This is a genomic window from Paenibacillus tundrae, assembly GCF_036884255.1.
GTDB lineage: Bacteria > Bacillota > Bacilli > Paenibacillales > Paenibacillaceae > Paenibacillus.
The window spans coordinates 2652265-2678339 of sequence record NZ_CP145605.1; the positions used below are offsets into that span (position 1 = coordinate 2652265).

Consider the following 26075-nt stretch of genomic DNA (forward strand, 5'->3'; position numbering starts at 1 on the left):
ACAAACAACCCAAATGAACCGAGTTGCTCGCGGACGGTTTGGGTTGTTTGCTTTGGAACAAACTATAGGTAGGCGTTTGAGTTAGTGTAGTTAGTTTAATGTATATAAGGGTTTTATGAAACTACACATAAAAGAATAGAAGATGATAGCATTGGAGGAGAGAGAGCATGCAGAATTATGATTGCATTATTGTAGGCGGAGGAATTGCAGGGCTTCAGGCAGCGATCCAGCTGGGACGCTATAGCTCACATCGCGTGCTTGTAATTGATGCGGGAGAAGGACGATCCACCCTGTGCCGTACCTATCACAATATTCTTGGTTATCCTGACGGCGTCTCTGGAGAAGAGTTACGTGCCAAAGGTAGAATGCAGGCAGAACGAACCGGAGTTGAATTTCAAAAGGGGCGTGTGATCGAAGCTAAGCGGAAAGGGGAACGTGTTCAGCTTATCAGTGATAATGGGATGATCTTTGAAACGAGCACCGTTCTACTAGCAACTGGACTTTCTGATCGAATACCGGATATTCAGGGGTTAAATCCAACACTTGGCAAGACGGTGTATGTGTGCCCAGATTGTGATGGCTATGAAATCCAAGATCGTAAGACCGTCTTATTAGGTTCTGGAGAAGCTGGTGCGAATATGGCACTAGTATTAATTGAACGAACCAACGATCTGTTATATGTGAATCATGAACATAAGCAGATCTCGGCTGATCTTCATCGTAGAATGAAGGAAGAGGGAATTCGTTATCTGGAAGCCACTGTACAGGAAGTGCAGCAATCAGAAGAGGGTTATATTACAGGAATTCTAACAGATGATGGTCAAATGTATGAATCTGAGCGCGGTTTTATCGCTTTTGGAGGCAACCGGGTACACTATGAATTAGCAGAGCAATTGGGTGCAGAGATTGCTGACAATAGACATGTGAAAGCTGACCCACGTACAATGATAGCAGCTCCGAATGTTTGGATTGCAGGGGATCTCGGTGTGCACGCCGAACAAGCGACAGTAGCGATGGGAGAAGGAGCCATTGCGGCGATCTGGATTCACAAGGAATTGCAGCGTATTGCTAAGGAATCAAAGGTAAGCCAGTTCTGATCAGGTGAAAATTCCTGTAATTGATATCTCAAAAATCTGTAATCGATATCGCAAAATAATCAAGAAGAAAAAAAGAAAAAGTCCTTTTACCCTGGATAGGATAGAAGGGCTTTTTCGATTCTGTAGCCAGTTTTATCAATCTTTTTTATCAATTTGTTCATTTTTGGAATTCTTTTTGGGGTGAGCTATATTGTCTACAATGTCCCCAACAGCATTCTCGATCATGTCCGTTGGCCCCGGATTATCTTGGTCTGGGTGTAAGATGGTGTTTACACCAGGTTTGAGATTGTTATTCGTTTTATCTTTTTTTGACTCACTCATCATTTGTTCCTCCTTCTGATATGAAGTACAAGGTATACCTAACATCTGCAATTGTTGTAATCTATATGTAAACGATTAACCAATTCGTTTCATTTGAAACGTGGTAAACGGAGGGATCGAGTGTAAGTGGTCAAAAAAGGTATGATACTCCTATTACTGGCGATGTTATGTATTTGGTCTTACTGGAGAACGAGTGGAAGTGATCAAGACCCTTATCTAATCACTGATTATAGTCGTCTGCATCCTGTAAAGGTGGAGCGTATTGTACCAGGACAAGAGGAAGAGCAGCTAATTCAGCTACTACAGGACGCCAAAAGGCATAATCTGACCGTATCGATTGCTGGACAACGACATAGTCAGGGAGGCCATACTTACTACGAGGATGGAATTGTTATTGATATGACATCGTATAATCGGGTGCTTGAGATTCTGCCTGATGCGAAGAAAATGACAGTACAGGCGGGAGCTACCTGGGCGGATGTACAACGGGCGATTAATCCCTATGGGCTATCTGTGAAAAGTATGCAGTCCCAAAACATATTTACGGTGGGTGGCTCGATTAGTGTAAATGCACATGGACGTGAACTTCGTAATGGAACATTGATGGAGAGTGTTGAATCCTTTCGGTTGTTAACAGCAGATGGCCAGATTCGCGAAGTCAGTCGTACGCATAATGAAGAACTCTTCTCTTTGGCCTTAGGTGGATATGGGTTATTTGGTGTAATTCTAAACGTCACGTTAACGTTAACTGATGATGAATTGTACCGTTTGACCACAGATCAGGTTCTCGTTGAAGATTATCCGGCGTATTTCCGTAAAGATATCTTAGGGGATTCGAGTATGCGGATGCATCTGGCACGCATTTCGTTGATACCGGGTGAAGGCTATTTTCAGAATATGTATGCCATCAATTACGCTTTAGATTCTGAAGGTGACTTGAATGATTACAATCATCTTGCCAAGCGAGAGCAGGGTGTATTACCAGCCAAAGTCCTGTTTAATCTAAACCGAGAATTTCCGTGGGCAAAGGACTGGTTCTGGCAATTACAGCAACGATATTTTGAGTCTCAGGATGGTCAGCGGATCAGCCGCAATAATGCCATGGCATCTCCGTCCGCATTTATGGAGTATCATCAGCCTGGAAGTAATGACCTGCTTCAAGAATATTTTATCCCGATTGATGAATTTCCGGCCTTTGTGCAAGAGATGGGGAAGATTGTAACCGAACAAGAATTAGACTTGCTCAATATAACGGTACGTTACGTGAAACAGGATGAAGAGGCTATGCTCTCGTATGCGACACAGGATATGTTTGGTCTGGTCTGTCTTTTTCACGCTTCATTATCGGAGGAAGAACAGACTACGTTCAAATCTGGTCTTCAGCGGATCATTGATGCAGCTATTGCGCACAACGGTACATATTATTTGCCTTACGAGGCTTATGCCACGTCAGAACAATTCGAACAAGCCTATAAGCATAAGCAGGCTTTTTTTGCGGCCAAAGAACGATATGATCCTGAGCATCGGTTTATGAATTATTTTATGGAGCAGTATGGGGGGAACGTAAATGAGTATTCAATGGCTTGTTCGCTCACAGAGCATCGTCACCTTGGCATCAGGCATGATCTACCCGTATTATTTGCTTTTTCTCAAAAATCTAGGCAATAGCTTCTCGAAATACGGTTTAGCCTTTGCCGTTTTTACGATCAGTTCCGCTGCTGCTTCCCAATGGCTCGCACCTCGTCTAGATCAACATGCGAAGCAATGGCTTATTGTCAGTTCACTAGGCATGGCGGTCGCCATGATCGCTTTTCCATGGGTCTTGTCGTATATATGGGTATTGATATTACAGATGGTCATGGGCTTGTGTAATGCAATGCAACGTATGAGTGAGCGTACATTACTAGCGGATCATACCTTACCGGGTCAGCGTGGACAGGCTATGGGGAACTATCATTTTTGGACATCGGCGGCTTCAGGCTTTGCTGTCATTTTGGGAGGCGTGCTGATTGATTGGCTCACGATTGATGTACTATTTTATCTGAGCGCAGCATTATACGTAGGTGGGGCATGGGCTGTGGGGAGATCCACATCCTCCGTGGAAACGAAGTGATGGTAAAAAGTAGCACGTAGCACTGGCTGATTAATCTTTGAGCAGAGGTTTATATTATAAGTAGTTATATTAATCACACTCAAGGAGGAATTCCGAATGACTGAAAACAACCATGTTATTCATAAAGATGGGCAGGTCGCTACAGAACAAGTAGAAGGTGCAATCAACAAAATTCCTTCCGAACAGAGGGATAACATTTTAGAAAACTTTGATGCCTTTAAGGAATACCTTGGAAAACGTATTGCCGTTGGAGAGTCCATCGGACTGGGTGAAGAACAAATGGCCAAAATCGCTGAGAAAGTAGCCGATTATCTGGCTGCGAAGGAAGAGCCCCGCAACCGGGAAGAGAAATTGCTGCAGGAGCTATGGAATGTGGGTAAGGAAGAAGAACGTCATTTGCTTGCTCATATGCTCGTCCGCTTAGCGCAGCATGCACAATAGTCGATAACAATAGAGACCTTGGATGAGAACATCCAAGGTCTTTCATTATTCTGACTTCATTACCGTTCTCAGTATTGTCCGTTCGTTATCGTAACTAAGGAGAGCAGTGGTAACGTTCATTGTAACTATTTTTCATCTGGTTGATACTTTTGCAATATCGACTTCACGTATGATATAGAAAGTTAGAATCAACCGATTAACTCATGTAGCGTTTGAGATGGAAGGCTTACGGTTAAGGAATAGTAACGTTCATATAAGGAGAGATGCTGCCTATGAAGAACGCGGCGAAACAATGGAAACTACGAATGCTGGGTATTGCGGTTGCGGTGCTGGGCATGATTGTGATTGCTACATATGTATTAACACCTGCTAACGCAGAGGAGAATGCAACTGCTACTCCGGCTGCTGCCAAGCAAGTTCAGGCTAACAATTCTGAGATGTTTACAGCATATGTAGACGATCTACAGCAGGAGAACGGCAAACTGTATCTTGTGGTCGATAAAATTGGCTGGTATCAAGGTGAAGAAGCAGATAAAGTGTTTGAACAACGCAATCCGAACTCGGGTCTAGACGGTGCTCCGGATGGGTATTATATCGTCAATGATAATGAGGAGCAGGAGAAGTTTGAAGTGAGTGCAGATGCTGAGGTATTGATGCAACTGTATGATCGGGATGGAACAATTCAGGGTGCTGACATTCAATGGAATGAGCCAATTGAACTGAGTAAATTCGAAGCTCTGTATGATAAAAAAGATATTTTGGATCTTGCTGTATTTCCATATCACCTGACGGTGCAAGACGGCAAAGTGGTGAAAATTGTTCAACAGTATATTCCTTAAAGGTAAAGGACAAGATTGAAGCATTCCTTCCGTTCGACAAGAGCGGTTAGGAATGCTTTTTTGGTTGGAACCATTCTAAAATACCTTCAGCTACTTCCAAGTCGTTACAAAATCAATGATAAATACGCAATAAAATGGATTCAGTTATGACAAATAATCGAAGAAGATTGTAATTCATTGTAGGTACAGTTATCATTAGAAGAATGGTTTTTTTACATATTTTCAGGGGGATGGTCATGCTTAAAGACATGATTGCTTTAACAAAACCAGGATTGCTGCGGTTGAATGTATTTGCGGTAGCCGTAGGCTTCTGGGTCGCTTCAAAGTGGGATATTTCTTGGTTATCCTTGTTCATGGTCGTGATTGGATCTACATTGGTCATTGCCTCAGCTTGTGTTATTAATAACTATTGGGATCGAGAACTTGATCAGAAGATGGAACGGACGAAGAAGCGGATTGAGTATATCAATCATCTGAGGCCGGCATTTGTGCTCTGGTACGGAATTGTACTTGGTGTCGCAGGGTTCATTGTATTGTATATTATGGTTAATCCGTTGTCGGCATGGCTCGGCCTGGGTGGATGGTTTGCTTACATTGCGATCTATACCATCTGGCTGAAACGCAGCTCGACCTGGAGTACATCCCTTGGGGGAATCGCAGGTGCAATGCCACCCGTCATTGGTTACTGTGCTGTTACGAATCAGATTGATATCGGTGCATGGTTGCTCTTCGCTCTGTTATTTCTCTGGCAGCCGCCCCATTTCTGGTCACTTGGCATTCGGCGGGTGGAGGAATATCGCGCGGCTGGATTCCCCTTGCTGCCTGTTGTCAAAGGGGTAAAGCGCACGAAGCTACAGATGATTCCTTATGTATTGCTGCTGTTACCCTCGGTGTTTCTACTGTACTACTATAACTATGTAGGGTTGGTATTTCTGATCGTAGCTCTAGGCGGCGGACTTCTCTGGTTAATTCATACGTTGAGTGGTATTAGAACGAAGGATACAGAGAAATGGGCGAAAATCAATTTTTTGATCTCGGTCAATTACCTGATGGTGGTATTTATCGTGATGGTGGCTAATACGACTTGGTCGTAACATAGATCCCAGGTGAACAACCTTTAAAAGCATTCTATGGAGAATAGATGGACAACCTTTGTTGTCTTGAGATACTCCTTGGGGTGCTTTTTTAGTATATGATATAATGATAAGATGTACATAAAAGGATGTTTTTGGGAGAATGGAGTATCGAGATGAACGAATTACAGCAGGCTATTGCGTTAAGACAAGAGGGGAAAGCCGAAGAGGCGATTGTGTTATTAAAAATAATAACGGATCAGGAGCCGGCTCATGCTCAGGCATGGTATCAGCTCGCATGGGCACATGACAACCTAGGGTTGGAGCGGGAAGCTGTTCCTTACTACGAAAAGGCGATACAACTCGGACTAGATAAGGAAGATCAAGCTGGTGCTATTCTTGGTTTGGGGAGTACCTATCGAACATTAGGGGAGTACACAGAGGCTGAGAAGTGGTTGGCGCAAGGGATCAAGTTATTCCCTGAACGGCGTGAATTTGAAGTGTTTTATGCCATGGTTTTATATAATCTCGGTAAACATACCGAAGCAATGCAACGTCTGCTCATCCAATTAGCAGATACGTCTAACGATACCAATATCGTTGATTATCAGAAAGCTATTCGTTACTATGCAGATCAGCTTGATCGCGTGTGGGAGTAATACTTAAATTCGGGAGGTATTCGCATGCCTTTTCTTAAAAAAGTCGTAATTCGCTGGCACGATTGTCCACCGGAACAACAAAACGTGTTTCCCTATCAAATTCCCGCATTACGTCATCTTGATGAACTGGAATTCAGACATAATGTAACCTTCTTGGTGGGGGAGAATGGTTCAGGCAAATCGACACTGCTCGAAGCAATCGGCGTAAGCTGTGGTTTTAGCATTGTTGGTGGCAAGGATCTGGTTATTACGAAAGAAAAAGACGATGCCTCGTTATCAACTATTCTGAACCTGCAATGGATGCCGAGAGTTAAACAGGGGTTTTATTTTCGAGCTGAAACCTTTGATACATTTGCCAAGTATATCGATGAACTCGCTGATGATCCTGACGTTGGCAAGAGCGCATACGCGCCGTACGGGGGGAAGTCTCTGAATGTGCGATCACATGGGCAGGGATTTCTTGAATTTCTGACCAATCGTCTGAGTACAAAAGGATTATATTTATTGGATGAGCCCGAATCTGCTCTATCGCCTCAGAACCAGCTTGTCTTGTTACGGATGATCCATGAGATGGAGAGTAGTGGGTCGCAATTTATCATCGCGACGCACTCCCCTACATTAATGTCTTATCCAGGTGCTTGCATATACGAGTTCAGCGAGGAAGGGATTATGGAAGTGGCATATGAAGATACGGAGCACTTTCAACTGACCCGTGACTTTCTTAACTACCGAGAACGGTACTATAAGCAGTTGTTCGAGGACTAGGGCATGTCCTAGTTGAATTGTGGCAACCATTCTTGTACCGTTTCGATAAACCGACGTGATGCGGGTGCAAGATTACCGAGTGAGGTACAGGCGATGCCAATGGTGCGATAAGGCTCACCTGTGATGGGAACAAGAGCGAACTCATCGGTGTGACCTTGTACCACCATTTCGGGCAGCAGGCTGATTCCAAGCCCATTTCGAACCATTGCCATGATGGCTTGATCCTCGGCTACTTCGTAGATCACGTTCAGTTTCACGGCATGCATGCGAATTAAACGTTCAATTTCGTTGTCACCGCCCCACTTCGGCAGAATGAAAGGTTGTTCCTGTAATACATCGAAACTAACAGATGTGTTGTGAGCCAGGGGATGATCTAGAGGCAGGATGCACATCATCCTGTCTTTTTGTAATGGGATCGTTTCATAGGGTGTAGTTTCACCAAGGGACAAAAATCCAAGATCAATCGCTCCACCGGCAAGCCAGCCCTCGATTTCTGCATAATCACCCTCCCATAGCTTGATCTCAATTCCGGGGTGACGCAGCCGAAATTGCGTAAGGATTCCAGGCAGCCATTGCGTTGACACACTGGCGAATGTTCCAATGCGAACGGTACCCACCTCAGCCCCTCGGATCAGGGAAATCTCTTGATTCATTAATTCTGTCCAGCGCAAAATCTCACGTGTATATCCTAGAACTCGTTCACCCTCAACTGTAATTCGAACCCCTGACCGTCCTCGAGTCAGTAGAGGGAATCCACATTCTTTCTCAAGACTAGCGATCGCATGACTAACTGCCGATTGCGTGATATTCAGTGCTTCTGCTGCTTTGGTAAGGCTGCCATATTCCACGATGGTATTGAAAATTTCGTATTTAATTAACGACATGAGCACATGATTCCTCTCATTTCAAATTACATGAAATTAATTCATGTATATCATTATAATTATTCATTTTAATAATGCAAAGAGATCGTTTATACTTGCCAAGGCGAATTCATTTGCACTGACAGATAAGCATATAAGATCATACAGAATGAAGGTAGACGTAGAATGAGTAGAGTTAGCACTAGACCCATTAATGGTGCGAGAAGAGCTGACATTCAGATGTTGCTTGCAACCGTTATTTGGGGATCATCGTATTTATTTATGAAATCTGGACTGGAATCGATGCAGGAATTAAATTTAGTTGCTTTCCGGTTTGCAATTGCATTTATTGCCGCCGCCGTTATTTTTCACCGCAGGTTATTCCGAATGGATGTCGGTACACTTGTAGCAGGAGCGGTTATGGGAACAGCATTATTTGCAGCATTTGTGTTCATTACATATGGTGTTCAGCGAACAACGACATCACAGGCTGGTTTTTTGATTAGTTTAGCTGTTATTTTTGTACCGATTCTAACAACCATTATTCATAGACGTATGCCAGATAGACGTCTCATGATGAGTATCATTGTTGCCGTTACTGGGCTGGGATTGTTGACTCTTCAGCACGAGCTCAGCTTACATACAGGAGATATTCTATGTATTGTTGCAGCATTGATCTACGCGATCTACATCATGATTGCTGGTAAATTCACACCGAAGCATGATCCTTTAACGCTGGGAACGGTGCAACTAGGGGTTGCTGCTATATGGGGGATCGCGGCAACCTTGTTGTTCGAGAGTCCTCGTCTGCCGGATTCACCTGAGTCTTGGGCGGCCATTCTAGGATTGGGTGTGTTGTGCAGCGGTATAGGTTATATATTGCAGACATTAGCACAGCGTCATGCTTCACCGACTCGGACAAGTCTAATATTCTCTTTAGAGCCGCTATTTGCCGCTGCGTTTGCTTTTAGTTTTCAAGGTGAAACCTTAACGCTACAAGGATACACGGGAGCAGCACTCATGTTGGTTGGGGTATTAATTACCGAGATCAAAGCCGTTGAACTGATGTTCTGGCGTCGCAAGCAACCTAGTATACCCACAGAATTTGGAGAACGGGGAGCACCTGGCGTGTAGGATCGTATCATTAGCGATATATAAGGAGTGGGGAATCTTTTCGTTCAAATGAAGAGAGCCCCACTTTTTTTGTTTTGCATGTTCAATCTAATAATGGATTATTAAATATGCTTTTTCGAAAAAAATATTACCCTAACAACCAAACAAAATAATAACTTGTTTTGTTGAATCTTAGTTTTTGTGCTACACTGGATGAAAATAAGGGAAAACGGGTGAGTCGTATGGCTAAAAAGGTAACGATGCAGCAAATTGCCGATGCTGCCGGGGTATCGAAGTTTGCTGTCTCTCGTGCTCTAACAGGCAAGCCGGGGGTAAGTGAGTATACACGGGAGATGATTATTAAGACGGCAGCTCAATTAGGTTACTTCAAGGCTGAACCGAAACGTTATCCGATAGAACAGGCAGTGGAGCAGGATCATATTGCAGATAACACAGGAACCATTTTGGTGCTGTTCCCTAATATTCGATCACAGAATCGCTCTTCCCTCTACTGGGGGCCAGTTTTCGACGGTATTTCAGCTCGCTTGAATGAGAAGGGGTTAGACATATTAACCCTAACGGAACCTTCATCGGATCGGATGTTCTCTGTGCTGAATCCAGAAGCAATCAGAGGAATTATCACGGTGGGTGCAATCTCTACTTCTGTATTACTGGAGATCTATCGGTTGCGAATTCCGCTTGTGATGGTGGATCATGAGGAACCGGCGGTTCATGCAGACACTGTGTTCACGGATAATGTGAAATGTATGAGGGAACTCGTGCTTATGCTGATTGGCAAAGGGTACAGGCACTTTCAGTTTGCTGGCGAGCTGCCTGATGCAGCGAGTTTCAGAGAGCGCTGGTTTGGCTATCGTTCCGTGCTGGAAGAGATGCAGATTCAATCCAATCAGCAGCCTGGACTGCTTGGGCCAAACAATGAACATATTCGCAAAGCAATTGAAGAAATGGAGATTGAAGATCTTCCCGAGGTCTTTGTCTGTGCCAATGATTTTACAGCTGTGGTCGTGCTACGTGCCCTTAAGAATAGAGGGATTGATGTCCCAGAACGCTGCTCTGTTACTGGCTTTGACAATACAAGGGCTGAGGAGCCAATAATGGCTTCTATCCATATTGATAAGGAGCATCTGGGTAAGAGAGCGGTTGATCATTTATTATGGCGGATTGAACACCCTGATCAGCCTTTTGAGCGCAAGTTAATTTACTCAGAGTTAGTTGTACGTGATATGCATCAGACGAAACTACTGTAGAATAAGCGCATAGGCTTTACAGCATAAATGAACAGAAGTTCCACAAAGACATAGGCATGTTGCAGCCTAATGTCTTTTTTTGTTTGCCTGAATTAACCTAATGTAGACCAATCACAAAACCACTGTTGACTATTCTGAGGTTGTCGTGTTATTTTTGTTTTGTAAGTTATTCATTTTATAATAACAAAACCTAACAAAATGTTTTTCTAATGTTTGCAAAAAAAACTTTATTCATAACGGAGGCCATGATGAGTACAATACAATCACAGGTTTTTCAGAACTGGACGTTTAAGGCATGCGAGGATCAAGAATGGTTACCCGCACAGGTGCCGGGCTGTGTACATACGGATTTGCTGAAGCTGGGGAAGATTCCAGATCCGTTCTATGGAACAAATGAGAAAGAGGTTCAATGGATTGATAAGAAAGATTGGGAATACCAAACGAAATTTGATGTTCAAGAGAAGTTATTTGCACAGGAGCATCTGGAGCTTGTATTCGATGGACTAGACACCTATGCCGATGTGTATGTGAATGAGCAACATGTGTTGTCTGCTGACAATATGTTTCGTGTGTGGAACGTTGATGTGAAAGCGGTTGTCAAAGCGCAAGATAATGTACTTAGAATTCGTTTCCGTTCTCCGATTCAGGAAGATCTGCCTAAGCTTGAGAAGCTTGGATATGCACTGCCAGCAGCGAATGATCAATCCGATGTAGGCGAACTTGGAGACAAAAAGGTGAGTATTTTTGCTCGGAAGGCTCCATATCACTATGGATGGGATTGGGGTCCACGGTTCGTAACAAGTGGCATCTGGCGTGAGGCTCGGTTGGAAGGCTGGTCTGAGGTGAGAATTAATGATGTATTTATCCAGCAACAGGACGTGAGCGCTTCGGTCGCTTCATTAACCGCTGTAGTAGAGATCGATGCAGACCATGCGGGTGATACCGTCATTCGGATCAGTACAGATGGTCAGGTCTGGGAACAGACTGTAACGTTAAAGGCAGGCCTACAGACCGTAGAAGTTCCTGTTACGATTGATCAACCGAAGTTATGGTGGAGCCGCGGACTTGGTGAAGCACATTTGTATTCTTTTGTGACAGAGGTGCTTGCTGGAGAGCGTGTGTTGGCGGAGTCAACGGTTAAGACGGGGATTCGTTCGATTCGTTTGGTTCGTGAGAAAGATGAGGTTGGGGCATCCTTTTATTTTGAGTTAAACGGCGTGGCGGTTTTTGCCAAAGGAGCTAACCATATTCCGAACGATAGCTTCATTACCGAAATTACGGCTGAACGATATCGCCATGAGATTGTCTCCGCTGCGGAGTCCAATATGAATATGTTAAGAGTATGGGGCGGGGGTATCTACGAAGAGGATGTATTCTACGATTTGTGTGATGAATACGGTCTATTGGTATGGCAGGACTTCATGTTTGCGTGCAGTATGTACCCTGGAGATGAAGCGTTCCTAAATAGTGTGAGACACGAAGCTATTGATAATGTTAAACGTTTGCGTAATCACCCTAGTATCGCATTATGGTGTGGTAACAATGAGATCGATTCGGCGTGGGCTCACTTCAATGAGAATGGTGGCTGGGGCTGGAAGAAAGACTTCAATACAGAGCAACGCGAGAGCATCTGGGCAGATTACAAAGCCGTTTTCCACGATCTATTGCCAGAAGTAGTGGAAGCCTATGCACCTGGTATTGATTATTGGCCATCTTCACCGCTAGTATCTCTGACAGATGATGAGAAACAACATGCTCATCCTTCTACATCCGAAGGAGATATCCATTACTGGGGCGTATGGCATAGTGTTGAACCATTTGAGAACTATAACGTTCACGTTGGCCGCTTCATGAGTGAATACGGATTCCAATCCTTCCCTGAATATAAATCAGTGCGTACTTATGCCGAGGAAGAGGATCTGGCTCTTGAATCCGAAGTGATGCTGGCTCACCAGAAGAACGGAGCAGGCAATCGTCTGATCAAACAATACATGGATATGTACATGCACGAACCGAAGGATTTCCCATCCTTCCTGTATATGAGTCAAGTTCTTCAAGCAGAAGCGATGAAGACAGCTATTGAAGCGCATCGTCGCCGCAAACCTTACTGCATGGGCACGCTCTACTGGCAAATGAATGATTGTTGGCCTGTAGCTTCATGGGCAGGTATGGACTATCTCGGTCGTTGGAAAGCATTACAGTACTACGCGAAACGTAGCTTCAGTGATGTACTGATTTCAGTAGATGGTACCAAGGAAGATACAACGGATATCTACCTAATCTCTGATCAATTAGAGGCAGTGGAAGGAACATTGCAACTACGGCTCATCGGATTTGATGGAACTGTGCATCGTGAAGAAGAGCATGAGGTAACGCTTGCGCCGAATTCCGGCCAACAGGTGCTTTCGCTCAATCAAGCAGAATGGTTACAAGGGCATAGTCCAGCGACAACGTTACTACGACTTGATCTGAAGCAAGAAGGACAGGCGGATATTGTGCAAGAGCACTATTTTGCTCCATCGAAGGATATCGGCTTGAAGCAGGCTGAGATTCAGGTAAAAGAAGTTAAGGAGAACGATGCGGTGTATCTCGTACTTGAAAGTGATGTTCTTGCGAAACAAGTATGGATCTCGTCAGAAGCAGAAGGCGTTTTCTCGGATAATTTCTTCGATCTCATTCCAGGTATCCCTGTTAAGGTGAAGTTTACGTCGAGAGCCGGACTACAAGATTCAAGTGCAGTATCGTCTGCGGGTACCATTCAGGTTCGTTCGATGGCTGATTTTATTAAGCTATAATCACATGAATAAAAATTATTCAGCTTCAGTATTCAATGTTAAAAACGTGCTGCTTCGTTTTCACCGGAGCAGCACGTTTTCTTATATGTAAAACTCATCGTGTGGGGGAGAGAAAGTATCCGCCGTAAAAGAACATTAGGCAGGACTTAGCGCTTGCAAGCCTGCAGTTATTTACTCTGTTCTTCACTTTGAATTTGGTTCAATTGATCGAGACTTAATGTAAGGTCATTTTCGGGATTGGCACTTACAATCACTGGAGATGAGGTCTGTTCTGTAGACTGACTGGATTTGCTCGCCGGTTTGATCACATACAGACTTTGAATGGAGTTCAGGAGACTGGCGGGTGTGTCTTCATAGGTTTCGAGAAAGAGTACATAATCCTTCGTAGGAATAAGCGAGACGTGGTCATCATTGATAATCTCTGTGTTATTCAGTTGTCCTCCCAGTTGTTTAACTTCAAGCGTATCCCCCGCTACGAATGCACCTTTGTAGGATTCGGCAACTTGAATCGTATGAATGGTGTAGATTTTGTCAAAAGCAAGCTCTTCATTTCCAGCATCTAACGTAACCTCTTGGCTATTCTCCTGATCAGCTTCGGAAGCTTGTACCCTATCATTCAATGCTTCTACACGAGTTTGGATCACATTACCCTTAATAATAGTATCCGCTCGATCAGAGAGGTCGTTGATGCTTGGATAGTTGGGAAAGTCTTCAGAAGCAATTACAGTGATCGGAGCCTGAGGCGTTGATGCCGTTTGGGTCGTGACAGAAGAGCAACCTAGTGTGGACAGAATGAAGATTGAAGAGGCTAACAGGGTTAATATTTGGATTTTTCTCATGGATATCGTTCCTCCTTGGAATAGGTTTAGTAGAGAGAGGTATTAGAACGAGGCGTTAGTATCTGGATCTAACATTGTTGATATCAAAGGTCTGCGGCTTGGTCATAGAATTGCGATTACGGGTGTAGGACATGATGGAAGGGCTAGACGTAGTGGGGTTATCTCCAAGCCAAACGGAGTGGCCTAGTTCGTGCACGAACACGCTCTGAATGAAGTTAGATAAGTTGGTTGCGTCTGCTGATATGGTAGAAGCGTTGAGTTCAATTCGGAAGCTTACGACTTGACTACCTGATACAGAAGCATAATTGACACCATAAGCAGTGTTATTGAAGTTTCCGGCGGTGATGGTATTAGGGGAATTGTTTGATTTGGTGAACTGTACTTTGGCACCTGCGTTATTCCAGTTGGTGATAGAAGCGTCCATCGGGGCTTGCCATGTAGAGGTGTAATTATAAGGACGAATAGGAATAGTGGAGCTGGGATAGCCATAATTCAAGAAGGTTGCGGCATAGATTGTACTGCCAAACATCGCAAGGGCTGAGAACAACATGATGCTCATAAGAATTTTCCTTTTCATACTTAAAACCTCCAATAAATGTATTATTTTACTCTATTAGAGTAACAGGGAATTCAGCTATTGAAATGAGTCTCAAGTCATTGTTTTGAAGGATAAATCTCTCTTTTTTTCATTAAAATTAAGCTTATTTCGTCTAAATATCTGGATTGTTGTCGAATCATAACAGGCGTAGAAACATGGTGAGGGACACCGAAACTGTGATTATTAACAATCGATGTAAGCTAGAAGTTCAAGAAGAAGCATGAAAATAAGACGAGTATTTTGTACAGTTATACATGCATAATTTCCCTCCGAATACAAACAATACAAACAACTTAGAGAGGGAAAGGAAGTGCCTTGAGCATGTGCAACCGATTTTCGTTGGCAGCAGATTTAGATGAGGTTAGAGATCATTTCAAAATACAGCGAGTGATGTATTATTACAAAAACCGTTATAATATCAGTCCTACCCAGCATACGCCAATCATTCTTCATCAGGATGGGGAGCGTGTATTGGATGAGTTTCGTTGGGGGTTCATTCCATTTTGGGGACGTGATGCGGTGAATGCGAACCTGATGACTGTGCATGATAATCCTTCGTATTACAAACTGGTGGAAACGAAGCGGTGCGTTATTCCATGCAACGGTCTCTTTTACTGGCGTCAAGAAGGTAAAAAAAGCTTTGCTGTGCGTGTTGTTATGCCAGATCGCGGATTGTTCGGCATTGCCGGATTGTATGAGATCTGGAAAGACACACGAAAACAACCGCTTCGCACCTGCACAATGCTAATGACGGGAGCCAACATGGTTACGCGGGAGTTCGGTAGCAAGATGCCTGCGATCTTGTCCGAAACAGAGATTGATACATGGCTAGATCCGGCTAACACTCGTGTAACGCAACTTCTACCACTCTTGAAATCTTACAATAGTTCAGACATGCATCTATACCCAGTGACACCAATGGTTGCGAACGATGAACATGACTGTTATGAATGCGTAGAAGAGGTAGAACAGAAGCTTGCGTATGTGCGCAGCTACTAAACCAGCTCAACCAATATAGAGCCCATTAAAGGCGGAAAGTCTCTAAGGTGTGCCTGATAACTCCGAAGGACGCAGAATTATCCGAATTTTCGTTCCAAGCAAGGAAGTTTTCTGAAGACGTGCCGGGGCACGTCAAGGGAAAATGACGAAGCAGGGAGCCAAAATATGGTGAAAGATGCACTTCAGCGAGTTTTGAGATACGTCCTATGCTTTCCGCCTTTTGTTGAGGTTTGAGAGACTGAATTTCCGTTTAATGGAGAGGGTGCTCGTTCTGCTGAGAAAAGAAAAGTTGAAATGCAATCGAATAGTAACTATAATAATTACAGTAAAAAGAAATACGTATTCATATATCTATTAAAAGAGATATTTATATTCAGGAGGGAAACCCAAAATGAATCCAAAATTCAACAAAATGTTTGAACAAGTCTCTCTACCCAATGGCATTGCTCTCAAAAACCGGATTGTATTGGCACCAATGACACATATGTCTTCCAACGCCGATGGCACCGTATCCGATGCGGAGCTTGAATATTATGCTCGTCGTACAGGTGGTGCCGGCATGTCTGTAACAGCTGTAACCTATGTCACACCGAACGGTATCGGCTTCCCTGCACAATTTGCAGCTTATGATGACAGCTTCATTCCTGGACTGAAACGTCTGGCAGATACAATTAAACAACAAGGCTCCAAAGCCGTATTGCAAATCTTCCACGCAGGTCGATTGACTCCTGAACAAGCTGTTCCAGCAGGTCAAGTGGTAGCTCCAAGTGCAGTTGCCAGTGAGCGTCCAGGCTCTCCATTACCAAGAGAACTATCCGATGAAGAGATTACGTCAATTATTAAGGATTTTGGTGAAGCTACACGTCGCGCGATTGAAGCTGGATTCGACGGTGTTGAAATTCATGGTGCGAACGGATATCTGATTCAACAATTCTTCTCGCCACATTCGAATCGCCGTGAAGACCGCTGGGGCGGTAGTGTTGAAAAACGTCTGACGTTCCCACTTGCGGTGGTTGATGAAGTTCAAGAGGTTGTGGCAAAACATACCAAACTACCATTCATCGTTGGTTATCGTTTCTCACCAGAGGAACCGGAAACACCGGGTCTGACAATGGAAGAGACGTATGCACTGATCGATGCATTGAAAGAGAAAAACTTAGATTATTTGCACGTATCCCTGAACGAGTTCTGGTCTAAACCAAGACGTGGTGAAGCAGATACACGCTCTAGAATGGAGTTTATCCTTGATCGTGTAGGCGGGAAATTGCCAGTTATCGGTGTAGGTTCAATCCATACAGCGGATCAAGCAGCTGAAGCGCTCGAGAGTGGTGTACCTTTGCTTGCCATTGGACGTGAGCTGATTATCGAGCCAGATTGGGTAGAGAAGATTGAAAGTGGCCGTGAGGAAGATATTGAGACCATTCTGACCAAATCGGATCAGGAGCGTCTAGTCATTCCAGATGGCTTGTGGAATGCTATTATCCATACACCGGGATGGTTCCCAATGGCTGATGACAAATAATGACCGATTTCATTAGAATCGATCATAGTTGATTCTGTCCAGTAATGCAGGACACATGAAGATTAAGGGGGAGCAGAGGCTCCCTCTTTTTTGACATGGTTTCGAAATTCTCCTTCGAAGAGCACTGTGGTATGATGGATGAACAGAAATGTCTTGGATAATCAACGGTTTGGAGTGAAGGAATATGCTCGTTGCGGAACGGTATGAGAAAATAGTGGAATGGGTGGACGCCCAAGGGAGCATGCGCGTTACAGAGCTAAGTGAGCGCTGCGGTGTAACCGAAGAGACGATACGGCGAGATCTGGACAAGCTGGAGCAGGCGGGCAGACTCAGGCGGTCACACGGTGGAGCGGTTACGATTAAATATAAAGATGAGGGACAGCCGGAGATTCCATATCCGGAGCGGGCTGTAACCCATGCCGAGGAGAAGCGTAGAATTGCAGATGAAGCAGTCAAACTGGTCGAGTCTGGCGATCGAATTGCCCTCGATGCGAGTACGACAGCTTGGTATATGGCGGCCGGATTACCGAATATCCCACTCACAGTTCTAACGAATTCGATTAAAGTGGCGGCAGAGCTTAGCAACAAGGAACAGATTCGCGTGATTGCGACAGGAGGTCAATTAGCCTCAAAGTCCCTGTCTTTTGTAGGGCCGCTGGCTGAGCGTTCATTGGACGCATATCATGTGGACAAGGTGTTTTTATCATGTAAAGGTGTGCATCTAAGCAAGGGCATTAGCGAATCGAATGAATTGCAGGCTTTGGTGAAGCAAAAGATGATAAGTATTGCGGATGAGGTCATTTTGCTGGCAGATTCGAGCAAGTTCAATATACAGGCGTTTACTCGGGTCGCACAGATTGATAGTGTGTCGAAAGTAATCACGGATCATGGTTTGGATCCAGAGCAGGTTAGTATGCTAGAAGAACAAATGATTGAATTAATACGAGTCTAATCGTTGACAATAACTATTGTTGAAAGGAATGAATGTGTAATGAAGCATCCTTTTCATTTAAAGGCTGTATGGAATGGTGGACGCAACAGTGAGGGACATATTGATGCTGGCGGATTGAAATCCGTCATCTCCATTCCGCAGGAGATGGGTGGCCCCGGAACAGGCACGAACCCAGATGAAATGCTACTCGGAGCGGCCGCTACCTGTTACGTCATTACGCTGGCGGCGATGTTAGAGCGTTCTGATATTACGCCTCATGAATTGACTCTGGAATCAGAGGCAACGGTGGATGTAACGAATAACATTTTTACGTATGAGCGTATTGTGCATCGACCTAGAATTGTACTGCAAGCAGATGCCACCGAGTCTGATGAAGTGAAGGCAGAGCGACTGGCTCACAAGGCGGAGGAATCTTGTATGATTTCAAGAGCTGTAGCAGGAAATGTAATCATTGAAACAGAGCCCGTAATTGTTAAAGCAAGTGTTGGCCCGATGTGACCAACTGAAGAATAGACGGCAATAGCCGTCATTTTGGGTAAGATGAAGGGAAGTTCAGTATGAGTATACAGAAAAATAAAACCACCCGATTTGCACGGTTGCGACGTGCCATGAAGCTGAATTTCCTCAAATTGTTACGTGCTCCAGGTGGTGCTCACAAAGTATCGACGGGGTTCGCCATAGGCTTTGGGCTGGAACTGATCGTTATTTCTACCGCATCCCTAATTTATCTGGTGTTCTACCCGATTGTTCGGCTATCTGGTGGGTCTTTGCCAGCCGCAATTGTAGGGAATGTTGTTGGTAAGCTTACATTCTTACCCATCATTCTAATGCCGCTCGCGAAGCAGATTGGTTCTTGGATCCTACCAGCACATAGCATGGGGAACGGGATTGTGCATGAGAGTGCATGGATGGAATTGTTCCGTGGGAATTGGTCAGCACTGAGCGAGCTGTTATTAGGTGGACTTGATATTTTGGCAGGCATGTCGATCTTTGGGGCAACGCTGGGGTTGATTTCTTATTTTATCGTGAAGTTCTTCTATGTAAGAGCGCTAAAGCGTCGGTATGAACGCCGATTGGAGAAACGCCATCAAGCGGCGTCATCTCCATCGACTGCCGTACTAATTAGGAAACCATCACAATCATGATAGGCAGTATGCCCATGGAAGCGACGGTTGTCCACAGAATGCAGCGCGACACAAACTGAGGCGAGGCATTGAATTGTTCTGCGAGTATGACTGCGTTTACTGCCGTTGGCATAGATGACAGGATTAGCAGAACGCTGAATAACGTTCCCTCAACTTGAAGCGCACGAAGGATCAAGTAGGAGAGTACTGGTGCTGCGGCTAGGCGCACGACAAGTCCTGTCCAAAAAGCGCGGTGAACGTTCGAAGGCCATGGTTCCGTTGATCCACGTGGACGTAGCATTTGGGCTCCAAGGATGGCGAGCACAACGGGAGCGTATCCTGTTGCAATCAGGGAGATTCCTCCATCTAACGCTTCGGGCAATCGAAGATCGGATGTACGAAGGAGAATAGCGATGGTTGCCGCATAGATCGAAGGCATACGAAAGACGGACAACATAGCCTTTTGGACTGTGAATTCAGATCGTGCTGCAAAAAAGATACCTACCGTATTTACAATAATCATCTGTCCAATCACATAAACCGAAGCCTTATCTAGTCCAAGCTGGCCAAAGGCTAACAGTACAAGCGGGAGCCCGTAATTCACACAGTTCGTAAACGTGGAGACGAGGGTAAGTCCCGCTTTTTCGCTTGCCCCAAGCTTAAAGACACGGCTCAGTAACTCGGCAAGGAGCCAGAGTGCGATAAGATTAATAATTGAAAACCAGAGGGTGCTTGTAACGTCTGTCCATGTAATTTCGGCGTGAAGCAATGTATCAAAGATAAGAGCTGGGCTCAAAATATAGAGGGAAAAGGTGGATAGTGGCCTTGTGTCCCAATTCTTGAATCGTTTGAGTAGAAGACCTGCAATAACAGGAAGTGAGATCGGGAGAAATACGTGATATAGCGTCAACATAAATGAATGCAGCAACGTTGTTCAGTCCTTTCTAGATGTCAAACCTCTCTCATCATATCAGAAATGCATCTTAGGATGAATGGATTGGCTATAATCCATGGAATGTGGGTACTGTAATATGGCTTGTCTCCAGTGTATGGAGAGAGGGTGGATTGCTATTTTGATATGACAGATTTATTATAGAAGAGGTGCAACAAGATTACATACACATAGAGGAGGAAACTATAATGAGTGAATCTAAACGCTTGATCGTACTGACTGGCTCTTATGCCGAAGCTGAGAATGAGGGCATTTATGCATATGAATTGAATGAGGATACAGGAAGTCTGGCGAAGCTAGACGGCATCTCTGGGGTGAAAAACCCAACGTTTGTTAACGTTGATGCAGAAGGCAACAAGCTGTATGCGATTGGTGAAGCAACTTCTGCTGAAGGCAACAAAATGTCTGAAGCGGTAGCACTGAGCATCGATCCTGCGACAGGCAAGTTGTCCTTGCTGAATCGCAAAAACTCCATTTCCGCTCCTCCTTGTCATATCCAGCGCGACCCATCCGGACGTTACTTGATTCTGTCGAGTTACCACGGTGGATTGGTTGGTCTGCAAGCTGTTACGGATAACGGTGAAATCGGTGAGCTATTGGATGAGAAGAAACATGAGGGTCAAGGCGCACACCCTGAACGTCAAGACAAACCACATGTACACTCTGCATTCTTCAGCCCTGATGGCAAATATATGATGGTACAAGATCTCGGTGCAGATAAAATTGCAATCTATTCCATTGATGCAGACAAGAATGAATTGGTACTGCACAGTGAAACGAAAACTCACGCGGGTGCAGGCCCACGTCATTTGGCGTTTCATCCAAACGGTCAATTCGCTTATGTAATCAATGAGGTGGATTCTTCGATTACATCTTTCCGTTATGATGCCGCTGCGGGTACGTTGACAGAAGTATCTACGGTATCTACATTGCCAGATGGTTACGACGGTAAGGAGAATACAACAGCTGAAATTACGGTTTCTAACGATGGACGTTTCGTCTATGGTTCCAACCGTGGTCATGACAGCATCGTTGTGTATGCTGTGGATGCTGATGCTGGACATCTGAAACTGGTGGAGCACGTATCGGCAGAGGGTGAACACCCGCGTCATTTCGCGTTGACTCCAAACGGCAAATTGCTGATTGCAGCTAACCGTGACACAAACAACATTGTGACGTTCACTGTAGATCAAGAGAGCGGACGTTTGAAATACACAGGACACAGCACAGGTGTATCCAAGCCGGTATGTGTGAAGCCTATATATCTGTAAGTTTCCTTTAAGCTGATAATCCTATCGAGGCATTGGTGTGATTTATCATTTCGCATGCGGTGCTTTGTCATATCACAGGGTTGTCCAAGAGATCACTTCCTTTCAATAGAGAGGAGTGATCTCTTTTGTGTTTTTTAACCCGATAGGTAAGTAGGAATACCTAATATAGTTCTTATAACAACATAAATGTATCATTAGTTTCGTGCAAGTAACTACCTCACTTCAAAGTGCGTACTTCCAGAATGGATAGTCAGGGTCTACAATAAACGAGTAGCCACAACCAAACTTTGCATGCATCGAAGCAGATGGAATAGTGCAAGTTAAACATTTAGAGTCGCTTTACAGGAAGTACGCCATACTCATATCTGAACAACAAAGGAGAAATAAATTATGAAATTACAACTCGCACTGGATCTCGTTAATATCCCTGATGGTATCGCACTTGTTAAAGAAGTTGAACAATATATTGACATCGTTGAGATTGGTACACCAATCGTAATTAACGAAGGATTGCACGCTGTTAAAGCAATGAAAGAAGCTTTCCCTAACCTGCAAGTCCTTGCTGACCTGAAAATTATGGATGCAGGTGGTTACGAAATTATGAAAGCTGCTGAAGCAGGTGCAGATCTGGTAACTGTCCTTGGTGCAACCAACGACATGACGATCAAAGGCGCTGTGGAAGAAGCTAAAAAACAAAACAAACAAGTTCTGGTTGATATGATCAACGTGCCTGACCTTGAAAAACGCGCACGTGAAATCGATGCTCTTGGCGTTGACTACATCTGTGTACACACAGGTTATGACCAACAAGCAGCAGGACAAAGCCCATTTGAAGATCTGCAAACGATCAAACGTGCTGTGAAAAACGCAAAAACAGCTGTAGCGGGTGGAATTAAGCTCGATACGCTTCCAGAAGTAATCAAAGCACAACCGGATCTCGTAATCGTTGGCGGCGGAATTACAGGTCAGGATGACAAAGCAGCAGTTGCATCTGAAATGCAACGTCTTGTACGCCAAGGCTAAGCATATGAGCACAAACCAATACGCAGCAGATATCTTGAAGGAGCTGGAGCGTACACTGAGCCAGATCGACGATGCAGAAATGCAGACGATGGCTGAGCATATTCTGGCCGCTGAACAGATCTTTGTCGCAGGTGCAGGTAGATCTGGTCTGATGGGTAAAGCTTTTGCCATGAGATTAATGCAGATGGGTCTTCGGGTCTATGTGGTAGGCGAGACCGTTACACCGGGTATTAGTCCGAAAGATTTCCTGCTATTATGCTCAGGCTCAGGGGAGACGGGCAGTCTAGCAGCGATGGCTCAAAAGGCTAACAAAGCTGGAGCACCTGTCGGTCTGATTACCATTAAACCAGAGTCTACAATTGGACAAATCGCAGATTCAGTAGTACGCATCCCGGCTTCAGCCAAAGAGGATACCGCCACTGCTGGAGCGGCAGTAACGATTCAGCCCATGGGTTCCTTGTTTGAACAGGGATTGTTACTAGGCATGGATGCACTGGTTCTTACGTTGATGGAAATGAAGAGTATGACCGGAGCAGACATGTTTGGACGCCACGCTAACCTAGAATAGTATATTTGTCATCGTGTTCGATGAATGTAATAAATAGATCAATGGAAGACCGGAAACCTTTGAATGCAAAGGCTCCGGTCTTTTTTCATGGAAGTGAACCGGCAGTCTGATTTTTCGTCTGACTTTGCATCTTGCCCCTGCTGTAGTAGAATTAATAACAAGCTTTATTTTATATAGGTTGTTCAAAACTTGGCACTGAAAACCACTCTTTTGAACACTTATTTTATAGTATGTACTTATTATGATGTATGAAACGACGAGCTTACTTTGTGTGCATTGTGCATGTGATAGGTGTTGTTCGCGATATACGATTAGGAGATAGGGGGCTCGGTGAATGGCATCCGAAGTCAAGGAACGGATTAACCTGAAAGAGATCAATTGTGAGAAGGAATTAACGCTAGCTGTTATTGGCGGCAAATGGAAATTGATCATTCTATGGCACTTAGGTTTGGAAGGTACTAAACGATTCAGTGAGTTGAAACGACTGATCCCTCATATTACGCAGAAAATGCTGACGAACCAGCTGCGCGAATTAGAGGAAGATCAATTAATTGAGCGTAAAGTATACGCTGAGGTACCTCCACGTGTGGAGTACACTCTGACAGATCATGGACAGAATCTGATGCCAGTGCTACATGCAATGTATAACTGGGGTAAGAACTATGGTGAGAATGTCATCTGGAAGGCATAATTGCCTCCGTAAGCAATATCATCTGGGATCGCTCAATACTTACGTCGAATATATTTAATTTAGAAAATAGTATAGCAATTACTTCAATCGCAGGATTCGTATGGGACACACTCCATAACCTGCGATTTTTTTACGTTCTGAACATAGCTTGAGAATTGATGTTGCTTTTATAAATTGAACAAAATTTGAATCAAAAGTCTCAATTTAGGAGATGTCAGGTATACTTGCTCTCAATATGATAGGATGAGAGATATTGTAAATGTTAGGAGGATGACGAATAACGATGGAAAAAATACGTACACGCGCTGAAGTCGCGGAGGAAACAACCTGGAATTTGCAAGATTTATTTGCCACCGATACAGAATGGGAAGCAGAGCTTGGCGCTCTCCCTGAAGCAGCTGCACATGTCGAAACATTCAAAGGTCGCTTAGGTGAAGGTGCAGAACAGCTATTGGCTTGTCTCGACGCCTTAGAAGCGCTTCAGGAACGGATCGTGAAGACCGCTTCGTATGCTCGACTGAAGCAGTCAGAAGACAGTACGAATCCTGTAAATATTGAGAATTCTGCAAAAGCAGGGGACATCCTCTCTCATTTGTCATCCTCGTTGTCCTTTGTTCATTCTGAGATTACAGATCTTCCTGAAGGTACAGTGGAACGATATACGGAGGAGCTTCCAGGTCTCCAGCCTTATGCTCGCAGTTTGAATCGATTAATCAAAGACAAGAAGCATCGCTTATCTCCCGAGACCGAGAAGGTACTGGCTTCACTTGGAGAGGTATTGGATTCGCCGTACCGTATCTATCTGCGAGGTAAATTAGCGGATATGAAGTTCGATGATGCACTCGATGAGGAAGACAACAATCGTCCACTTTCTTGGTCTTTCTATGAGAATAATTATGAAATGTCTTCGGATACGAAGCTACGTCGCTCAGCCTATGCGGCATTCAGTGCCAAGCTGAACGATTACAAAAATACGTTCGCTGAGGGTTATGCGGCAGAAGTGAAGAAACAGGTCGTGATGTCCCGGTTGAGGGGCTATGACGATGTGACGGAGATGCTCCTTAATTCACAACAAGTATCCAAAGAGATGTACAACAATGTGCTGGATATTATCCAGAAGGAACTCGCTCCACATATGCGAAGACTTGCTGCGCTTAAGAAAAGAGAGCTCGGTCTAGACAAGCTGATGTTCTGTGATCTGAAGGCTCCTCTTGATCCAGAATTCAGTCCAGCGATAACCTATGAAGAAGCATGTAAGTTAATTCAAGAAGCACTTGCTGTTCTTGGGCCAGAGTATGGCGAGATTGTAGATCGGGCATTCAATGATCGCTGGGTAGACTATGCGGATAATGCAGGTAAATCCACGGGAGCGTTCTGTTCCTCGATCTATGGTGCACACTCTTATATTCTCATCTCTTGGGCAAATAACATGCGCGGAGCCTTCACACTTGCTCATGAAGTGGGACATGCTGGACATTTCATGCTTGCTGGGCGCTATCAGCGACTGACGAACACACGACCTTCTTTATATTTCATAGAAGCACCTTCGACAATGAATGAGATGTTGCTTGCAGACCATCTATTGCAACGTTCCGACAATCCGAGAATGCGCCGCTGGGTTATATTGCAGCTTCTCAATACGTATTATCATAACTTTGTTACCCATCTATTAGAAGGGGAATTACAGCGTCGTGTCTATGCTCTAGCGACTAAGGATCAACCGATTACAGCCCAAACCTTGAGCCAGCTCAAAGGTGATATTCTCTCCGAGTTCTGGGGGCCGGAACTGGTCATTGACGAAGGTGCGAAGCTGACCTGGATGAGACAACCTCATTATTACATGGGATTATATCCATATACCTATGCGGCAGGTCTAACTGCATCTACTGCCGCCGCTGTACGTATACGTGAAGAAGGACAACCTGCAGTGGATCGCTGGCTCGAAGCACTTAAGTCGGGTGGAAGCCTTGATCCGCAGGAACTAATGAAGCTTGCTGGTGTGGATATGTCCGGGCCAGAACCCATTCGCTCGGCTGTAGCTTATGTTGGCAGTCTGGTCGATGAACTCGAACGTCTGTATTCCTAACTAGGGTCATATAGTATATGGACGGACAAGGTAAGTAGGTTAATTACATGCACCGTCTCCTTGCAATTGGAGGCGGTGTATCTCATTTCTAGCGAAAGGAAAG

General features: G+C 44.5%; 26 protein-coding genes. 21 read left to right on the forward strand and 5 right to left on the reverse strand.

Translation table 11 applies throughout. The features are described 5' to 3' along the window. The first annotated feature begins 167 nt into the window (after nt 1-167). A complete protein-coding gene (locus V6W81_RS12135) occupies nt 168-1097 on the forward strand; it encodes an NAD(P)/FAD-dependent oxidoreductase (protein WP_338543410.1) in 930 nt (309 codons plus the stop codon). A 135-nt stretch (nt 1098-1232) separates the two neighbouring features. Here the strand turns inward: V6W81_RS12135 and V6W81_RS12140 are convergent, their stop codons facing one another. Next, on the reverse strand, nt 1233-1418 hold the full coding sequence (locus tag V6W81_RS12140; protein WP_338543412.1) for a hypothetical protein: 186 nt from the start codon (nt 1416-1418) through the stop codon (nt 1233-1235). Nucleotides 1419-1544: 126 nt separating this feature from the next. On the opposite strand from V6W81_RS12140, the gene V6W81_RS12145 reads away from it, so the two are divergent. The 7 genes from V6W81_RS12145 to V6W81_RS12175 all read left to right on the forward strand — a co-directional run bounded on the left by V6W81_RS12145 (nt 1545) and on the right by V6W81_RS12175 (nt 7308). Continuing rightward, nucleotides 1545-3086 (forward strand): FAD-binding oxidoreductase, encoded by a 1542-nt coding sequence (locus V6W81_RS12145; protein ID WP_338543413.1) that lies wholly within the window; start codon nt 1545-1547, stop codon nt 3084-3086. Then, the gene (locus V6W81_RS12150; RefSeq protein ID WP_145048282.1) at nt 2986-3531 is read left to right on the forward strand and encodes an MFS transporter; all 546 of its coding nucleotides are present in this window, start codon (nt 2986-2988) and stop codon (nt 3529-3531) included. The genes V6W81_RS12145 and V6W81_RS12150 overlap by 101 nt, the downstream gene beginning before the upstream one ends. Nucleotides 3532-3627: 96 nt before the next feature. After that, nucleotides 3628-3972 (forward strand): DUF3243 domain-containing protein, encoded by a 345-nt coding sequence (locus V6W81_RS12155; RefSeq protein ID WP_338543414.1) that lies wholly within the window; start codon nt 3628-3630, stop codon nt 3970-3972. Nucleotides 3973-4244: 272 nt separating this feature from the next. Beyond that, entirely contained in the window at nt 4245-4811 is a 567-nt protein-coding gene (locus tag V6W81_RS12160) for a hypothetical protein (RefSeq protein ID WP_145048284.1), read from the forward strand. A 236-nt stretch (nt 4812-5047) separates the two neighbouring features. Continuing rightward, on the forward strand, nt 5048-5905 hold the full coding sequence (gene cyoE, locus V6W81_RS12165; protein WP_338543415.1) for a heme o synthase: 858 nt from the start codon (nt 5048-5050) through the stop codon (nt 5903-5905). 155 nt (nt 5906-6060) lie between these two features. Continuing rightward, nucleotides 6061-6543, forward strand: a complete 483-nt coding sequence (locus V6W81_RS12170; RefSeq protein WP_145048288.1) for a tetratricopeptide repeat protein — start codon at nt 6061-6063, stop codon at nt 6541-6543. A 24-nt stretch (nt 6544-6567) separates the two neighbouring features. Beyond that, nucleotides 6568-7308 (forward strand): AAA family ATPase, encoded by a 741-nt coding sequence (locus tag V6W81_RS12175; RefSeq protein ID WP_338543419.1) that lies wholly within the window; start codon nt 6568-6570, stop codon nt 7306-7308. An 8-nt stretch (nt 7309-7316) separates the two neighbouring features. Here the strand turns inward: V6W81_RS12175 and V6W81_RS12180 are convergent, their stop codons facing one another. Next, nucleotides 7317-8192, reverse strand: coding sequence for a LysR family transcriptional regulator (locus V6W81_RS12180; RefSeq protein ID WP_338543420.1), 876 nt, complete (start codon nt 8190-8192; stop codon nt 7317-7319). Nucleotides 8193-8357: 165 nt separating this feature from the next. Here V6W81_RS12180 and V6W81_RS12185 point away from each other — a divergent pair, with 165 nt between their 5' ends. From V6W81_RS12185 to V6W81_RS12195, 3 genes are all read left to right on the forward strand, one after another. Beyond that, nucleotides 8358-9305: a DMT family transporter gene (locus V6W81_RS12185; protein WP_338543421.1), complete on the forward strand. Its 948-nt coding sequence runs from the start codon at nt 8358-8360 to the stop codon at nt 9303-9305. Between the two features lie 221 nt (nt 9306-9526). Then, on the forward strand, nt 9527-10552 hold the full coding sequence (locus tag V6W81_RS12190) for a LacI family DNA-binding transcriptional regulator (protein WP_338543422.1): 1026 nt from the start codon (nt 9527-9529) through the stop codon (nt 10550-10552). 248 nt (nt 10553-10800) lie between these two features. Next, nucleotides 10801-13347 carry a beta-mannosidase gene (locus V6W81_RS12195; protein WP_338543423.1) on the forward strand — a complete coding sequence of 849 codons (2547 nt, stop codon included), beginning with the start codon at nt 10801-10803 and terminating at the stop codon, nt 13345-13347. A gap of 167 nt (nt 13348-13514) precedes the next feature. Here V6W81_RS12195 and V6W81_RS12200 read toward each other — a convergent pair whose 3' ends face one another. Both V6W81_RS12200 and V6W81_RS12205 read right to left on the reverse strand, forming a co-directional pair. Beyond that, nucleotides 13515-14186, reverse strand: a complete 672-nt coding sequence (locus V6W81_RS12200; RefSeq protein WP_338543424.1) for a hypothetical protein — start codon at nt 14184-14186, stop codon at nt 13515-13517. 55 nt (nt 14187-14241) lie between these two features. Next, the gene (locus V6W81_RS12205; protein WP_056701010.1) at nt 14242-14763 is read right to left on the reverse strand and encodes a hypothetical protein; all 522 of its coding nucleotides are present in this window, start codon (nt 14761-14763) and stop codon (nt 14242-14244) included. A 342-nt stretch (nt 14764-15105) separates the two neighbouring features. Here V6W81_RS12205 and V6W81_RS12210 point away from each other — a divergent pair, with 342 nt between their 5' ends. The 5 genes from V6W81_RS12210 (at nt 15106) to V6W81_RS12230 (ending at nt 19402) form a co-directional block, all read left to right on the forward strand. Then, the gene (locus V6W81_RS12210) at nt 15106-15783 is read left to right on the forward strand and encodes an SOS response-associated peptidase (protein ID WP_145048304.1); all 678 of its coding nucleotides are present in this window, start codon (nt 15106-15108) and stop codon (nt 15781-15783) included. 391 nt (nt 15784-16174) lie between these two features. After that, the gene (locus tag V6W81_RS12215; protein ID WP_310139144.1) at nt 16175-17305 is read left to right on the forward strand and encodes an NADH-dependent flavin oxidoreductase; all 1131 of its coding nucleotides are present in this window, start codon (nt 16175-16177) and stop codon (nt 17303-17305) included. A gap of 184 nt (nt 17306-17489) precedes the next feature. Further along, nucleotides 17490-18257 (forward strand): DeoR/GlpR family DNA-binding transcription regulator, encoded by a 768-nt coding sequence (locus V6W81_RS12220; RefSeq protein ID WP_338543426.1) that lies wholly within the window; start codon nt 17490-17492, stop codon nt 18255-18257. Between the two features lie 39 nt (nt 18258-18296). Beyond that, nucleotides 18297-18755 (forward strand): OsmC family protein, encoded by a 459-nt coding sequence (locus V6W81_RS12225; protein WP_338543427.1) that lies wholly within the window; start codon nt 18297-18299, stop codon nt 18753-18755. A gap of 59 nt (nt 18756-18814) precedes the next feature. Beyond that, nucleotides 18815-19402, forward strand: coding sequence for a DUF2062 domain-containing protein (locus tag V6W81_RS12230; protein WP_338543428.1), 588 nt, complete (start codon nt 18815-18817; stop codon nt 19400-19402). Here the strand turns inward: V6W81_RS12230 and V6W81_RS12235 are convergent. Beyond that, entirely contained in the window at nt 19380-20309 is a 930-nt protein-coding gene (locus tag V6W81_RS12235) for an AEC family transporter (RefSeq protein ID WP_338543429.1), read from the reverse strand. The two genes, V6W81_RS12230 and V6W81_RS12235, sit on opposite strands and share 23 nt — an antisense overlap. Nucleotides 20310-20521: 212 nt before the next feature. Between V6W81_RS12235 and V6W81_RS12240 the strand changes: the two genes are divergently transcribed. From V6W81_RS12240 to pepF, 5 genes are all read left to right on the forward strand, one after another. After that, nucleotides 20522-21604, forward strand: coding sequence for a lactonase family protein (locus V6W81_RS12240; protein WP_338543430.1), 1083 nt, complete (start codon nt 20522-20524; stop codon nt 21602-21604). A 390-nt stretch (nt 21605-21994) separates the two neighbouring features. Next, a complete protein-coding gene (hxlA, locus tag V6W81_RS12245) occupies nt 21995-22627 on the forward strand; it encodes a 3-hexulose-6-phosphate synthase (protein ID WP_056701023.1) in 633 nt (210 codons plus the stop codon). Nucleotides 22628-22631: 4 nt separating this feature from the next. After that, nucleotides 22632-23195, forward strand: coding sequence for a 6-phospho-3-hexuloisomerase (hxlB, locus tag V6W81_RS12250; RefSeq protein ID WP_056701179.1), 564 nt, complete (start codon nt 22632-22634; stop codon nt 23193-23195). Nucleotides 23196-23529: 334 nt separating this feature from the next. After that, on the forward strand, nt 23530-23886 hold the full coding sequence (locus V6W81_RS12255; RefSeq protein ID WP_338543433.1) for a winged helix-turn-helix transcriptional regulator: 357 nt from the start codon (nt 23530-23532) through the stop codon (nt 23884-23886). A gap of 283 nt (nt 23887-24169) precedes the next feature. Beyond that, nucleotides 24170-25972, forward strand: coding sequence for an oligoendopeptidase F (gene pepF / locus V6W81_RS12260; protein ID WP_338543435.1), 1803 nt, complete (start codon nt 24170-24172; stop codon nt 25970-25972). The last annotated feature ends 103 nt before the right edge of the window (nt 25973-26075 follow it).